Annotated in this window: 10 protein-coding genes; 9 read left to right on the top strand and 1 reads right to left on the bottom strand. The window is 52.7% G+C overall.

Going from position 1 to position 15,483, the window contains the following annotated elements; translation table 11 throughout:
* Positions 1 to 74 precede the first annotated feature (74 nt).
* From mrcB to fhuB, 9 genes are all read left to right on the top strand, one after another.
* Positions 75 to 2,615: a bifunctional glycosyl transferase/transpeptidase gene (mrcB, locus tag OOJ59_RS08370; RefSeq protein WP_085048287.1), complete on the top strand. Its 2,541-nt coding sequence runs from the start codon at positions 75 to 77 to the stop codon at positions 2,613 to 2,615.
* A gap of 365 nt (positions 2,616 to 2,980) precedes the next feature.
* The gene (locus OOJ59_RS08365; RefSeq protein WP_085048286.1) at positions 2,981 to 3,523 is read left to right on the top strand and encodes a fimbrial protein; all 543 of its coding nucleotides are present in this window, start codon (positions 2,981 to 2,983) and stop codon (positions 3,521 to 3,523) included.
* Between the two features lie 43 nt (positions 3,524 to 3,566).
* Positions 3,567 to 4,280, top strand: a complete 714-nt coding sequence (locus tag OOJ59_RS08360; protein ID WP_226809251.1) for a fimbrial biogenesis chaperone — start codon at positions 3,567 to 3,569, stop codon at positions 4,278 to 4,280.
* 143 nt (positions 4,281 to 4,423) lie between these two features.
* Entirely contained in the window at positions 4,424 to 6,907 is a 2,484-nt protein-coding gene (locus tag OOJ59_RS08355) for a fimbria/pilus outer membrane usher protein (protein WP_121529986.1), read from the top strand.
* Positions 6,908 to 6,936: 29 nt separating this feature from the next.
* Positions 6,937 to 7,911: a fimbrial protein gene (locus tag OOJ59_RS08350; protein WP_160955651.1), complete on the top strand. Its 975-nt coding sequence runs from the start codon at positions 6,937 to 6,939 to the stop codon at positions 7,909 to 7,911.
* Between the two features lie 207 nt (positions 7,912 to 8,118).
* Positions 8,119 to 10,368: a ferrichrome porin FhuA gene (gene fhuA, locus OOJ59_RS08345; RefSeq protein ID WP_160955650.1), complete on the top strand. Its 2,250-nt coding sequence runs from the start codon at positions 8,119 to 8,121 to the stop codon at positions 10,366 to 10,368.
* A 47-nt stretch (positions 10,369 to 10,415) separates the two neighbouring features.
* A complete protein-coding gene (fhuC, locus tag OOJ59_RS08340) occupies positions 10,416 to 11,213 on the top strand; it encodes a Fe3+-hydroxamate ABC transporter ATP-binding protein FhuC (RefSeq protein ID WP_038637358.1) in 798 nt (265 codons plus the stop codon).
* A complete protein-coding gene (gene fhuD / locus OOJ59_RS08335) occupies positions 11,213 to 12,103 on the top strand; it encodes a Fe(3+)-hydroxamate ABC transporter substrate-binding protein FhuD (RefSeq protein WP_160955649.1) in 891 nt (296 codons plus the stop codon). Before fhuC ends, fhuD begins: the two co-directional genes overlap by 1 nt.
* Positions 12,100 to 14,082, top strand: coding sequence for a Fe(3+)-hydroxamate ABC transporter permease FhuB (gene fhuB, locus OOJ59_RS08330; protein WP_160955648.1), 1,983 nt, complete (start codon positions 12,100 to 12,102; stop codon positions 14,080 to 14,082). The genes fhuD and fhuB overlap by 4 nt, the downstream gene beginning before the upstream one ends.
* Positions 14,083 to 14,196: 114 nt before the next feature.
* Here the strand turns inward: fhuB and hemL are convergent, their stop codons facing one another.
* A complete protein-coding gene (hemL, locus tag OOJ59_RS08325) occupies positions 14,197 to 15,477 on the bottom strand; it encodes a glutamate-1-semialdehyde 2,1-aminomutase (protein ID WP_087857684.1) in 1,281 nt (426 codons plus the stop codon).
* Positions 15,478 to 15,483: the final 6 nt, after the last annotated feature.

The following is a 15,483-nucleotide window of genomic DNA, read 5'->3' as shown; positions in this document are numbered from 1 at the left end:
AGATTTCTTCTTCTGTCGCAGGACGGAAGAACAGAGAATCGGGCCCTTGCGCCTGAATGTTGCGGAGAAAAAGCATGGCGGGGAATGACCGCGAGCCAATTGGACGTAAAGGGAAACCATCGCGTCCGGTAAAACAAAAGGTGAGCCGTCGTCAACTCAGAGATGAAGAGTATGACGACGATTATGATGATGATGACTATGAGGATGAAGAACCGATGCCGCGTAAGGGTAAGGGCAAAGGGCGTAAGCCTCGTGGTAAGCGCGGCTGGTTCTGGCTGCTGGTAAAACTGTCGATTGTCTTTTTGGTGCTGATCGCCATTTACGGCGTGTATCTGGACCAAAAAATTCGTAGCCGTATTGATGGCAAAGTCTGGCAACTTCCGGCGGCGGTATATGGCCGCATGGTTAACCTTGAGCCAGAAATGCCCATCGGCAAGAACGAGATGGTGAAGCTGCTGGAGGCCACGCAGTATCGTCAGGTGACGAAGATGACGCGTCCGGGCGAATTCACCGTACAGGCGAAGAGCATTGAGATGATTCGTCGCCCGTTTGACTTCCCGGACAGCAAAGAAGGGCAGGTGCGCGCGCGTCTGACCTTTGACGGCGATCATCTGGACACCATCGAGAATATGGATAACAACCGCCAGTTCGGTTTCTTCCGTCTCGATCCGCGTCTGATCACCATGCTCTCTTCACCAAACGGCGAGCAGCGCCTGTTTGTCCCGCGTAGCGGCTTCCCGGATCTGCTGGTGGACACGCTATTGGCGACAGAAGACCGTCACTTCTATGAGCACGACGGGATCAGTCTCTATTCCATTGGCCGTGCGGTGCTGGCGAACCTGACGGCAGGTCGTACGGTACAGGGGGCCAGTACGCTGACCCAGCAATTGGTGAAGAACCTGTTCCTCTCCAGCGAGCGCTCCTACTGGCGTAAAGCCAACGAAGCCTATATGGCGCTGATCATGGATGCGCGTTACAGCAAAGACCGCATTCTTGAGCTGTACATGAACGAAGTCTATCTCGGCCAGAGCGGTGACAACGAGATCCGTGGCTTCCCGCTGGCGAGCTTGTATTACTTCGGACGTCCGGTGGAAGAGTTAAGCCTCGACCAACAAGCACTGCTGGTTGGGATGGTGAAAGGGGCGTCGATTTATAACCCGTGGCGTAACCCGAAGCTGGCGCTGGAGCGTCGTAACCTGGTGCTGCGTCTGCTGCAACAGCAGCAGATTATCGACCAGGATCTGTATGACATGCTGAGCGCGCGTCCGTTAGGCGTGCAACCGCGCGGCGGGGTGATCTCCCCGCAGCCAGCGTTTATGCAGATGGTGCGTCAGGAGCTACAGGCGAAGCTCGGCGATAAAGTTAAAGATCTCTCCGGCGTGAAAATTTTCACCACCTTTGATTCCGTGGCGCAGGACGCTGCAGAAAAAGCGGCGGTGGAAGGCATTCCGGTGCTGAAGAAACAACGTAAGCTGAGCGATCTGGAAACGGCGATTGTGGTGGTTGATCGCTTTAGCGGTGAAGTTCGCGCCATGGTTGGCGGGGCAGAGCCGCAGTTTGCGGGCTATAACCGTGCGATGCAGGCGCGTCGTTCAATTGGTTCTCTGGCGAAGCCGGCGACCTATCTGACGGCGCTCAGCCAGCCGAAGCTGTACCGCCTGAATACCTGGATTGCCGATGCGCCAATTGCGCTGCGTCAGCCGAACGGCCAGGTGTGGTCGCCGCAGAACGATGACCGTCGCTATAGCGAAAGCGGTAAAGTGATGCTGGTGGACGCGTTAACGCGCTCAATGAACGTACCCACGGTGAATCTGGGGATGGCGCTGGGCTTGCCTGCCGTGACCGATACCTGGCTGAAGCTGGGCGCGCCGAAAGATCAGCTTAACCCGGTTCCGGCTATGCTGCTGGGGGCGCTGAACCTGACGCCAATCGAAGTGGCGCAGGCGTTCCAGACTATTGCCAGCGGTGGGAACCGCGCGCCGCTGTCGGCGCTGCGTTCGGTGATTGCCGAAGATGGCACGGTGTTGTACCAGAGCTTCCCGCAGGCTGAGCGTGCCGTTCCGGCGCAGGCGGCGTATATGACGCTGTGGACCATGCAGCAGGTGGTTCAGCGTGGTACAGGCCGCCAGCTTGGCGCGAAGTATCCTGGGCTGCATCTGGCGGGTAAAACCGGGACCACCAACAACAACGTCGATACCTGGTTCGCCGGGATTGACGGCAGCCAGGTGACCATCACCTGGGTGGGCCGTGATAACAACCAGCCAACCAAGCTGTACGGTGCCAGCGGCGCGATGTCGATTTATCAGCGTTATCTGGCTAACCAGACTCCAACCCCGCTGGTGCTGACGCCACCGGAGGATGTGGTGGATATGGGCGTGGACTATGACGGCAACTTCGTGTGTAGTGGTGGGATGCGCACGCTGCCAGTATGGACCACCGATCCAGACTCACTGTGTCAGCAGGGGGAAATGCTGCAGCAGTCGGGTAATCCGTTCGATCAATCTTCTCAACAGCCGCAGCAACAGCAGCCTCAACAGCAGCAACCGGCGCAGCAAGAGAAGAAAGACAGCGACGGCGTAGCGGGTTGGATTAAGGATATGTTCGGCGGAAACTAATCAATGCGTCATCTGGTTCCCTTACTCAGTAGGGAGCCAGATTGGCGTTTACCCTCCTGTCTTTATTATTTATTTCAGCAATGTGTTGTTGGTAATTATATTTTTAATTTATTTTAGATTTCCTTAATTATTTGTTTATTATATTTCATAATTGATTATTTTCTTTAAAAACAATTGATTATGCATATCTCGGATATGAATTGTGTTCCTGATGATAATATTATGATATTAAATGTAATATAATATTTATGAATTAACGTTGTCCCTAAAAAATGTCTGCTTTTTGATTGTTGTTATTGTTGACATGGACATTGTCTTTTCTCTGTTAGTTATAAATAATATTTAGCATATGTAAGGAATACATTATGTATAAGAAGCATATTTCCACTTTGTTTGCAGGACTATTGCTTGCAACTGTGGCGACTCATGCCTTAGCGGTTGATACAGGAACTGTCACGTTTACAGGCAAAATTATTCCCGACACCTGCACCGTGGATGTCAATGGCGCAACTACCAGCGGTACGGTGACATTTAACCCTTTGAGCCAAACTGCGTTTGGCGCTGATAAGAAAGTGGGTGATTCTCAGAGTTTTGCGATTACAGTTGGTGCTTGTGATTCTGCAATTAGTAATCTGAATATTAAATTTAATGGCACACGTATTACGGGCTATGACGATGAAGTCCTGCAAGCGAGTGGTAGTGCGAAGAATCTCGGTGTTCGTTTATTACCGGAGAATAGCAGCAACTACATAAAATTTGATGGTTCAGATCCGGAATCGGCAACCAATAAATCTAACAGTGGCAGTATTGTCTTTAACTATACCGCAGAAGTCATTCAGGTGGGCTCAACATTACCAACTACCGGCGATTATAGCGCACAGGCAACATATACTCTGATGTATCGTTAATATTGATTGGCCTGAAAGGGCCAGTCTTTCAATGGAATGAAAAATGAAAAGACAGTTAGGTATCTTCTCTTTTTTATCGCTTTTTCTTATGAACATTGCACAGGCTGGTGTGGTCATTAACGGCACACGTATTATTTATCCGGCCAGCCAGGCTGAAGTACAAGTTACATTAAAAAATAAAGATAATGATAAACGTTACCTGGTTCAAAGCTGGGTGAGTAACGTTGATGAAAGTAAAGCACCATTTGTTATTACCCCACCGATTTACAAGCTGGAAGAAAATCGCCAGACGCTGCTGCATGTCGTGTATACCGGTGATAAAAGCGCCTTACCTCAGGATCGTGAATCCCTGTTTATGGCAAATGTGAAATCGGTATCTGCCATTCCGGAAGCGTTGAGAGATAACAACACCTTGCAGCTTGCGATTAAAACGAAAGTTAAATTATTTTATCGCCCAAAGGCTTTAAGCGATCACGCGGCTAAGAATGCCTGGCAGTCGCTACAGTTTAGTCATAATAACAATCAGCTTGTGATTAAAAACCCTACGCCATTTTATGTGACTTTTGGCCAGCTCACTGTCGGCGGGAAAGAAATTCAACAGGCTAAAAATCAGGATGTACCTTCTGAATTAAGCATGATGGTTGCACCTTTTGGCGAGCAGCGTTATCCCCTGCCTTCTGGTGCCAAAGGACAGGTTAGCTGGACCGCTATTAATGATTATGGCTCTGAGACTGAACAACGTAAGCAGTCACTGTAGAGCTCTGCCAATATAAACCCCGCTGCTCATAATATGATTATTACATCGTTAATTGAATACTGATGTCTTTAATAAATTAAAAGGTGAAGATCTTAAAGGATCCATGTCTTCGTAAAAAATAAACTAGCCATCGGATGGGCAATATGTTTTCAATTCGCGTCTTGCGCACATTTACTTTTAATTCGTTGACCTTGGCAATACTGGCAGCAAGTGCTCCAGGGTATGCCGACGATTATTTTAACCTTAGTGCACTCGAAACCGATACTCCATTAGAAAATACGGGCGCGCTGGCCGCTTATTTACATAACAGTGGCCTGTTACCTGGTAACTATCTCACTTCTGTGGTTTGGGATCAGGAATTTATTGATAAAAGAAATATCAATTTTCTCCTTTCGAAGGACGGCAAAAAGCTGGTTCCGCAGTTCACTAAAGCAGAATTGCGCGAGTTGGGCGTTAAAGTTGACACGGTTCCGGCACTGAATCTGCTTGATGATAATTCACCTGCGGGGGACATTAGCGAATATATATCTGAGGCCCGTTATGACTTTAGTGCTGATACCCAGGTGTTGCAATTGCGTATACCGCAAATGTACCGAAATACTCAGATCTCAGGTGATACCAATCCAAAATACTGGGACGACGGTATTCCTGCGCTATGGACGAGTTACTACATCTCCGGTTCTCATCAACGATTTAATGGGGATGAAAGTTCTTCAAATTGGGTGAGTTTGAATTCAGGGATAAACCTTGGACCGTGGCGACTGCATAATATGGGAACCTGGGGCCAGGATGACGGCTGGCAATCGATCAATACCTCGCTGCAACGCGACATTAAACCGTTGCGCAGCCAGTTTGAAGCTGGGCAGACCTCGACCAATGGCGAACTGTTTGACAGCGTACAGATGACAGGGATCAAACTCGAAACCGACACCAGTATGTTGCCGAGCAGCCTACAGGGTTTTGCGCCAGTGGTTCGCGGGATTGCAAACAGTGATGCCAAAGTAACCGTCAAACAAAATGGTTATGTCATCTATCAGACGAATGTTTCTCCCGGGCCATTTGAAATTCGCGACCTGAGTCAGGTGACGGCAGGGGCCGATCTTGAGGTGACGGTTCAGGAAGCCGATGGTACGGAGCGCAGCTTTATTCAGGCCAGTTCTTCAGTACCGATTATGCTGCGAGAAGGGGCGATGAAATACAGCTTGGCGGCGGGGAAGTATCGTGATGTCGATAATGGTGAAGAACCGGGATTCGGCCAGGCGACACTCATCTATGGTTTACCCTACGGCATGACCGCTTATGGCGGTATGCTAGGTGCATCGATGTACCATTCAGCCTTAGTAGGGATGGGGGTCGATCTTCAGCAGTTTGGTTCACTTTCGACGGACGTTACTGCCGCCAAAACCGCGTTTAATGACGATCGCGACGACGCTCGTGGTCAATCATGGCGGGCTCAGTATGCCAAAGATTTCCCGCTGACCGATACGACCGTGACGCTGGCTAGCTATCGCTACTCCACATCGGGTTTTTACACCTTCCAGGAAGCGCTGGATCAGCGCAACAATAACTATGATAGCGACGATATTTACAGTTATCGCAGCACTAATAATCGTCGTAGTCGTCAGCAGTTTAGCCTTTCTCAGTCGCTGCATTCATGGGGCTCGGTTTATGCCAATGCATATCAGCAGGATTACTGGGGGATGGACGGGTATGAACGCAGTATTAGCCTTGGCTACAGTAGCAGTTGGCAGGGAATCAACTGGTCGGTGAACTACAACCTGACGAAGACGCCTTCGACGACTGACGATCAGCAGATTGCCTTTTCCATCAATGTACCTTTGGCGCGTTGGCTGTCGAATTCATGGGCTACTTATAATATGAACAGCACCAGACATGGCAATACATCGCATCAAGTGGGGATTAGCGGCACGCTGCTGGAAGATAACAATTTAAGCTATAACCTTCAGCAAACCTACACCAATAGTGATGCTGGCAATGGCGCATATCTCTCATCGCGCTATCGCGCTTCGGTGGGCGAGTTCAGTTCCAGCTACAGTTATCAGAAAGATAACAAGCAGTGGAGCTATAGCGCACAGGGTAGCGTGGTCGCGCATTCGCATGGAGTCACGTTGGGCCCGTCTATACAGGATGCTTTTGCGATCGTGCATATTGCTGATGGCAATAATGTCAAAGTCCAAAATTCGTGGGGAGTTTATACCGATTATTGGGGCAATGCGGTTGTGCCTTCATTAACAAATTATCGGCGTAATACGATAACGGTTAATACGTATGGACGGGATGACATTGATATTCAGGATTCCTCATTAGACGTAACACCTACCAAAGGCGCGGTCGTTGCGGCGGATTTTACTGCTCGCACGGGTAAGCGTGCGTTGATAACGCTGAAGCGCAATCATGGCGTCGTGCCTTTTGGCGCGATGCTTAGTCTGTCGGAGAGCACCGCCATTGTGGGCGATGACGGTGAAGTTTATCTCACCGGACTTAAGGGAACCCAGACCTTTACCGTGCAATGGGGCGATGGACGAGAAGCAAGATGCGCTGGAAGCGTGACAATACCTGAAGAAGTACCGGCAGGTATTTATAAAGCAAACGTGCAGTGCCAGTGAAGACTGACTCTAAAAGAAAGGAATCTATAATGAATATTAAACCAGGCTATTTAGGGGCGCTGTTATTACTGATTAGCGGTAGCAGCTGGGCGAGTTGTTCTTTTACTCAGGGCGGTGTTGGGCCTGGACCTTTTACCATACCAGCGTTGGTGGTAAGCCAGGATGCGACGCCTGGTACGATACTTTATAGTCAAGAACTGGTTGGTTCTGCGATTAAATTGAAATGTACGGGAGTTGCTCCTATTTATAAAGGATACAGGTATCTGAGCACCCGTTGGGAAAATAGTGTTGGACTGTCAGCTGTTTATAAAACTAACGTTCCCGGCATCGGTATTCAGGCAAAATGGAACAACACCGGGAGATCGCTTGCTACAGACGGTAACTATATCCTCTCTTATTTTGAAGCTAAGGATATGACAGAAGATTATGAATATACTATTTCACCCCGAATAGGTATTAGGATTGTTGTCATCGGGCCCATTGAAAGCGGCACTATTGATGCCAGCCGTTTGTTGGCCGAATGGGTATATGACAACCAGACGGTTGCCCAACTCACCTTTAACCCTGTGAGCGTAAACGTGCAGGCTAACACCTGTAACCTTGTTGAGAAAAATATTTCCGTACCGCTTAAACAGATCACAACGGGTGAATTTAACAACGGTTATTCAGACGTTGTCTCAGATGATGCCTTCAAAATTCAGCTTGATGCCTGTAAAGCCGATATACAGGTTGATTATCGGTTTACGACCTCAGGGTCGACGGGGGTAACCAGCGGTAACATTCTTAGTATTGCTAGCGGAACGGACGCCGCCGAAGGGGTGGGAATTCAAATCCTTGATAACAATAACAACGTTCTCCAGTTTGATACGGATTATACCGCTGTCTCGAAAACGACAGAGAATCAGGCCATCACTATTCCTCTTCAGGCGCGTTATGTCAAAACGGGGACGGTCAAAGCCGGGCAGGTAGATGCCGTCGCGACGTTTGAAGTTTATTATCGCTAAGCGTTAATGACCTGCCAAATTTGGCAGGTCATTACCCAATTCCATCATCTTTCTATATCCCTTCTCACAATCTGGTTATTTCTTAACCCCTTAGTTTTAGTAGGGGCGCGTATTGCTTGCGCTCGCAACAGCGTTTCGAATATCATACTCTCGTTATAAGAATAATTCTCGTTTACGTTATCATTCACTTTCATCAGAGAAATACCAATGGCGCGTATTAAAACTGCTCAGCCAAATTCCTCGCTGCGTAAAATTGCAGTTGTGGTAGCCACAGCGGTTAGCGGCATGTCTGTCTACGCACAGGCGGCGGTTCAACCGAAAGAAGAAACCATCACCGTAACCGCAGCGCCTGCTCCGCAGGAAAGTGCATGGGGGCCAGCGGCAACCATCGCCGCACGACAGTCTGCTACGGCGACCAAAACCGATACTCCGATTCAAAAAGTTCCTCAGTCTATTTCAGTGGTCACCGCTGAAGAGATGGCGTTACATCAGCCGAAATCGGTTAAAGAGGCGCTCAGCTACACTCCTGGTGTCGCCGTGGGTACGCGTGGCGCATCCAATACCTATGACTATCTGATTATTCGCGGATTCGCGGCAGACGGCCAAAGTCAGAACAACTATCTGAATGGCCTGAAGATGCAGGGTAACTTCTACAACGATGCGGTAATCGATCCTTATATGCTGGAGCGCGCTGAAGTGATGCGCGGTCCGGTTTCCGTTCTTTACGGAAAGAGCAACCCTGGCGGGTTGTTGAACATGGTCAGCAAGCGCCCCACGACAGAGCCGCTGAAAGAAGTTCAGTTCAAAATGGGCACTGACAGCCTGTTCCAGACCGGGTTTGATTTCAGCGACGCGCTGGATGACGATGGCGTGTACTCATACCGCCTGACCGGCCTGGCGCGTTCCGCTAATGCGCAGCAGCAGGGCGCAGAAGAGCAACGCTACGCTATCGCGCCATCGTTCTCATGGCGTCCGGATGATAAGACAAACTTCACCTTCCTCTCCTACTTCCAGAACGAGCCTGAAACCGGTTATTACGGTTGGTTGCCGAAAGAGGGTACCGTATCTAAGCTGCCAAACGGTTCACGTCTGCCCACCGATTTCAACGAAGGCGCAAACAACAATACCTACTCTCGTAATGAGAAGATGGTGGGCTACAGCTTCGACCACGAATTTAACGACACCTTTACCGTGCGTCAGAATCTGCGTTATGCGCAAAACAAAGTTTCGCAGAACAGCGTGTATGGCTACGGCATGTGCTCAGATCCGCTCTATACAAAAGATCCGGCTAACAGCCCTTGTGCCAGCGTTCCTCAGTCAGATTGGGGTCATACATTGACTCGTCAGTACGTTGACGATAATGAGAAATTGCAGAACTTTGCTGTTGATACGCAGGTGCAGAGCAAATTTGCTACCGGTTCCCTGGATCACACATTGCTGACCGGCGTTGACTATATGCGTATGCGTAACGACATCAACTCCTGGTTTGGTTGGGCTGGTTCTGTAGCGCCGTCAGATATCTATAACCTTGACCGCAGCGACTTTGATTTTGGTGCGCATCCTGGACCAGGTGCTCCGTATCGTGTTCTGAATAAACAGGAACAAACTGGTCTGTACGCTCAGGATCAGATGCAGTGGAATAAGGTGCTGGTTACTCTGGGTGGTCGTTACGACTGGGCTAAACAGGATTCTCTGAACCGCGTATCTGGCGTGCAGGACTCCCGTGATGACAGACAGTTCACCTGGCGTGGCGGTGTTAACTATCTGTTTGACAATGGTGTAACTCCGTATTTCAGCTATAGCGAATCTTTTGAACCGGCTTCCCAGACCGGGGCTAGCGGCAATATCTTTGCACCATCCAAAGGTAAGCAGTACGAAGCTGGCGTGAAATACGTGCCGGGCGATCGTCCGATCGTGTTGACCGGTGCGGTATACCAGCTCACCAAAACCAATAATTTGATGGCCGACCCGAATGGATCGCTTTTCTCGGTTGAAGGCGGTGAAATTCGTTCACGTGGTGTGGAAATTGAAGCAAAAGCGGCGCTGTCTGCCAGCGTTAACGTTGTCGGTTCTTATACCTACACCGATGCGGAATACACCACTGACACCAACTACAAAGGCAATACGCCTGCTCAGGTGCCAAAGCATATGGCATCCTTGTGGGGTGATTACACCATCTATGACGGCGCGCTCTCTGGCCTGACGCTGGGAACCGGCGCTCGTTTAACCGGTTCAAGCTACGGCGATCCGGCAAACTCCTTCAAAGTGGGAAGCTACACGGTGGTGGATGCGTTAGTGCGATACGATCTGGCGCGCGTCGGCATGGCGGGCTCCAACGTGGCGCTGCATGTGAACAACCTGCTTGATCGTGAATATGTCGCCAGTTGCTTCAACACCTATGGCTGCTTCTGGGGCGCAGAACGTCAGGTCGTTGCAACCGCAACCTTCCGTTTCTAATTTCTCTTTGGGCACGCTTTGCGTGCCCGTTTTACAAGTTGGCTGCTATGCAGGAAAACAGATCCCATCCCGATACCACTTTTGCGTTGCGTAATGTCTCCTTTCGTGTGCCTGGGCGCACGCTTTTGCATCCACTCTCGTTAACGTTTCCCGTAGGAAAAGTGACTGGTCTTATCGGCCACAACGGTTCCGGAAAATCGACGTTATTGAAAATGCTGGGACGTCATCAGCCGCCGTCAGAAGGCGAGATCCTGCTCGACGAACAGCCGCTAGAGAACTGGAGCAGTAAAGCGTTTGCCCGCAAGGTCGCCTATTTGCCGCAGCAGTTGCCGCAGGCAGAAGGGATGACCGTTCGCGAACTGGTAGCGATTGGCCGCTATCCGTGGCACGGCGCGCTGGGACGTTTTGGCGTGGCCGACAGAGAGAAAGTAGAAGAAGCCATTTCGTTGGTGGGCTTAAAACCCCTGGCGCATCGTCTGGTCGATAGCCTGTCCGGCGGCGAGCGTCAGCGTGCGTGGATCGCCATGCTGGTGGCGCAGGACAGCCGCTGCCTGCTGCTTGACGAACCGACATCTGCGCTGGATATCGCTCATCAGGTCGACGTACTGGCGCTGGTGCATCGCTTAAGTCAGGAGCGCGGCTTGACGGTGGTTGCCGTACTGCACGATATCAATATGGCGGCCCGCTACTGCGATTATTTAGTTGCGCTGCGCGGCGGCGAAATGATTGCTCAGGGAACGCCTGCGGAACTGATGCGCAGCGAAACGCTGGAACAGATTTACGGTATCCCGATGGGCATTTTGCCGCATCCGGCCGGTGCCGCACCCGTGAGTTTTGTCTATTAATGATCGGATTACCTCATATTACCCGTCGGCGGCTGCTGACGGCGATGGCGCTGTCGCCGCTGCTGTGGCGGATGAATACGGCTAACGCGGCGGCGATTGATCCGCGGCGTATTGTGGCGCTGGAATGGCTGCCGGTAGAGCTATTGCTGGCGTTGGGTATTACGCCGTATGGCATTGCCGATATCCCTAACTACAAGCTGTGGGTTAATGAGCCTCCGCTGCCGGAGTCGGTAATTGACGTCGGGCTACGTACGGAACCCAATCTCGAACTACTGACCGAAATGAAACCCTCATTTTTGGTATGGTCGGCTGGTTATGGCCCCGCCCCCGAAAAACTGGCGCGGATTGCGCCTGGTCGGGGATTTAACTTCAGCGATGGCAAAAAGCCGCTGGCAGTTGCACGTCAGTCGCTGCAGGAAATGGCGCAGTTGCTGAATCTGCCAGCTTCTGCTGAACGCCATCTGACTGAATACGATCGTTTTATCGCCAGCCTGAAACCGCGCTTTATCCAACGTGGCGCGCGCCCCGTGCTCCTGACGTCCCTGCTTGATTCGCGGCATATGCTGGTGTTTGGCCCGAACAGCCTGTTCCAGGAGGTGCTGGACGAATATGGGATCCCCAACGCCTGGCAGGGAGAAACCAACTTCTGGGGCAGCACTGCCGTGAGTATTGACCGGCTTGCAGCCTATAAGGATGTTGATGTGCTGTGCTTTGATCACGGCAACAACAGAGAAATGGATGCGCTGATGTCTACGCCGTTATGGCAGGCGATGCCGTTTGTCCGTAGCGGACGTTTTCAGCGCGTGCCTGCCGTCTGGTTTTATGGCGCAACGCTGTCCGCGATGCATTTTGCCCGCATCCTGGATAATGCACTGGGAGGCAAAGCGTGAGTAAACGAATTGCGCTGTTCCCAACGCTTCTTCTGGCGGTTCTGTTCGTCGCTGCCTGCTGGCTCACCTGGGTTAACTTCTCTGTGGCGCTACCGCGCAGCCAGTGGCAACAGGCCATCTGGTCACCGGATATCGATGCCATTGAGCAGATGGTTTTCCACTACAGCCTGCTGCCGAGGCTGGCGATTTCGCTATTAGTTGGCGCCGGGCTGGGGTTGGTCGGCGTGTTGTTCCAGCAGGTGCTGCGTAACCCACTGGCGGAGCCAACCACGCTGGGGGTCGCAACCGGGGCGCAGTTAGGTATTACGGTCACGACGCTGTGGGCGATTCCGGGGGCGCTGACCGCGCAATTTGCGGCGCTGGCAGGGGCCTGTATCGTTGGCGCGCTGGTGTTTGGCGTTGCCTGGGGCAAACGTCTTTCCCCCGTGACGCTAATCCTTGCCGGTCTGGTGGTCAGCCTGTACTGCGGGGCGATTAACCAGTTGCTGGTACTTTTCCATCACGATCAGCTGCAAAGCATGTTTTTGTGGAGCAGTGGCTCGCTGACGCAAACCGACTGGAGCGGCGTTCAGCGTTTGTGGCCGCAACTGCTGGGCGGCGTGATGTTGACGCTGCTGTTATTACGCCCAATGACGCTGATGGGACTGGATGACGGCGTGGCGCGCAACCTTGGGCTGGCGCTATCGCTGGCGCGTCTGGCGGCACTGACGCTGGCGATTGTCATCAGCGCCTTGCTGGTTAACGCTGTCGGAATTATCGGTTTTATCGGCCTGTTTGCCCCGCTGCTGGCAAAAATGCTCGGCGCCCGGCGCTTACTGGCGCGTCTGATGTTGGCCCCGCTGATCGGCGCGCTGATCCTCTGGCTCTCCGATCAAATCATTCTGTGGCTAACCAGCGTCTGGATGGAAGTCTCCACTGGTTCGGTGACGGCGCTGGTTGGCGCGCCGCTGCTGCTGTGGCTGCTGCCGCGCCTTAAGAGCATGAGCGCACCGGATATGAATGCCAGCAACCGCATCGCCGCTGAGCGTCAAAATGTCCTGATGTTTGCGCTGGCGGGCGGCGCAATTTTACTGCTGACGGTCGTGGTGGCACTGTCGTTCGGACGTGATGCGCACGGCTGGACATGGGCCAGCGGATCGATGCTGGATGAACTGATGCCCTGGCGCTGGCCGCGTATTCTGGCGGCGCTGATTGCCGGGGTGATGCTGGCGGTGGCGGGTTGCATTATTCAGCGTCTGACCGGAAATCCAATGGCCAGCCCGGAAGTCCTCGGTATTAGTTCCGGCGCGGCATTTGGCGTGGTGTTAATGCTGTTTCTGGTGCCCGGCAATGCCTTTGGCTGGCTGCTCCCCGCCGGGAGCCTCGGAGCGGCGGTCACTCTGCTTATCATCATGGTTGCCGCCGGGCGCGGCGGTTTTTCGCCGCACCGTATGCTGCTGGCAGGAATGGCGCTCAGCACGGCGTTTACAATGCTACTAATGATGCTGCAGGCCAGCGGCGATCCGCGCATGGCGGGCGTGTTGACCTGGATCTCCGGTTCAACCTATAACGCGACTGGCGAGCAGGTATTGCATACCGGGATAGTGATGGTTTTCTTGCTGGCGTTGACGCCGCTGTGTCGTCGTTGGTTGACGATTTTACCGCTGGGAGGCGATACGGCGCGGGCGGTCGGTCTGGCGTTGACGCCGTCACGCGTGGGGTTACTGCTGTTGGCGGCGGGATTAACGGCGACAGCAACCATGACGATTGGGCCGTTGAGCTTTGTCGGGCTGATGGCGCCGCATATTGCTCGCATGATGGGTTTTCGCCGGGCGATGCCCCATATGCTGATTTCGGCGCTGGCGGGAGGCGTGCTGTTGGTCTTTGCCGACTGGTGCGGCAGAATGGTGCTGTTTCCGTATCAGATCCCGGCGGGATTACTGTCGACGTTTATCGGCGCGCCGTACTTTATCTATCTGCTGAGAAAGCAGAGCCGCTGAGGCTGATTCTTTTCATGTAGGCCGGATAAGACGCTTTGCGTCGCCATCCGGCAATAAAAAAGCCGGGTGGCGGCTTCGCCTTACCCGGCCTACTTTGTTTCTGTACGTTCTCTTTTACAGTTTCGCAAACACCCGACGCGCGGCGTCGATGGTGTTATTGATATCTTCTTCGCTGTGCGCCACAGACATAAAGCCCGCTTCGAAGGCAGACGGCGCCAGGTAAATCCCTTCATCCAGCATCATGTGGAAGAACCGCTTAAAGCGTTCAACGTCGCATGCCATCACATCCTGATAGCAGGTCACGGTTTCTGCATCGGTGAAGAAAATCCCGAACATCCCGCCCACATGGTTAACCACCAGAGGAATGTTCGCTTCTTCGGCGGCTTCCAGCAGACCTTCCGCCAGACGCGTTGTCAGTTCATTCAGTGTTTCATGAATACCCGGTTGGGCCACTTCGTTCAGACAAGCAAAACCCGCCGCCATTGCAATCGGGTTACCGGACAGCGTACCCGCCTGGTAAACCGGACCGGTCGGCGCAAGGGCATCCATCACATCACGACGGCCACCGAATGCGCCAACGGGCATCCCGCCGCCGATGATTTTACCCAGGCAGGTCAGGTCCGGAACGACGCCGTAATAATCCTGCGCACCGGCCAGCGCCACGCGGAAACCGGTCATCACTTCATCGATGATCAACAGCGCGCCAAACTCATCGCACAGCGCACGCAGGCCTGGCAGGAATTCCGGCAACGGTGGAATGCAGTTCATGTTGCCGGCGACCGGCTCAACGATGATACAGGCGATCTCCTGCGGATATTGCTCAAACGCCGCACGCACTGAAGCGAGATCGTTATAGGTGCAGGTCAGGGTGTGTTTCGCGAAATCAGCGGGTACGCCAGGGGAGTTCGGCTGGCCCAGCGTTAACGCGCCGGAACCGGCTTTGACCAGCAGGCAGTCAGCATGGCCGTGGTAGCAGCCTTCAAATTTGATGATCTTATCTCGATCGGTGAAACCGCGCGCCAGACGGATGGCGCTCATCGTCGCTTCCGTACCGGAGTTCACCATGCGCACCATGTCCATGGTCGGTACGAGTTCAGTGACCAGCTCCGCCATTTTCACTTCCATCTCGGTTGGCGCGCCGAAGCTTAAACCGCGCTCTGCCGCTTCAATCACTGCGTTACGGATTGCCGGATGGTTATGGCCCAGCACCATCGGTCCCCAGGAACCGACGTAGTCGACATAGGCTTTACCATCGACATCATACAGATACGCGCCGTCCGCTTTTTCGATAAACAGCGGAGTACCACCCACGCCAGTAAAGGCGCGAACGGGGGAGTTAACGCCGCCAGGGATAAGTTCGCGTGCTGCGCTGTAGAGATTTTCAGACTTACTCATGGATGG

Source organism: Citrobacter sp. W9, assembly GCF_026719375.1.
Lineage (GTDB): Bacteria > Pseudomonadota > Gammaproteobacteria > Enterobacterales > Enterobacteriaceae > Citrobacter > Citrobacter werkmanii.
The sequence above is the reverse complement of the archived record's forward strand: the minus strand, read 5'-3'. Positions and strand labels throughout refer to the sequence as shown.

Bases quoted from the DNA above. Each gene is read 5' to 3' on its own strand.
- OOJ59_RS08365 (WP_085048286.1), top strand. From the start codon at position 2,981: ATGTATAAGAAGCATATTTCCACTTTGTTTGCAGGACTATTGCTTGCA.
- mrcB (WP_085048287.1), top strand. From the start codon at position 75: ATGGCGGGGAATGACCGCGAGCCAATTGGACGTAAAGGGAAACCATCG.
- fhuA (WP_160955650.1), top strand. From the start codon at position 8,119: ATGGCGCGTATTAAAACTGCTCAGCCAAATTCCTCGCTGCGTAAAATT.
- OOJ59_RS08360 (WP_226809251.1), top strand. From the start codon at position 3,567: ATGAAAAGACAGTTAGGTATCTTCTCTTTTTTATCGCTTTTTCTTATG.
- OOJ59_RS08355 (WP_121529986.1), top strand. From the start codon at position 4,424: ATGTTTTCAATTCGCGTCTTGCGCACATTTACTTTTAATTCGTTGACC.
- OOJ59_RS08350 (WP_160955651.1), top strand. From the start codon at position 6,937: ATGAATATTAAACCAGGCTATTTAGGGGCGCTGTTATTACTGATTAGC.
- fhuD (WP_160955649.1), top strand. From the start codon at position 11,213: ATGATCGGATTACCTCATATTACCCGTCGGCGGCTGCTGACGGCGATG.
- fhuC (WP_038637358.1), top strand. From the start codon at position 10,416: ATGCAGGAAAACAGATCCCATCCCGATACCACTTTTGCGTTGCGTAAT.
- hemL (WP_087857684.1), bottom strand. From the start codon at position 15,477: ATGAGTAAGTCTGAAAATCTCTACAGCGCAGCACGCGAACTTATCCCT.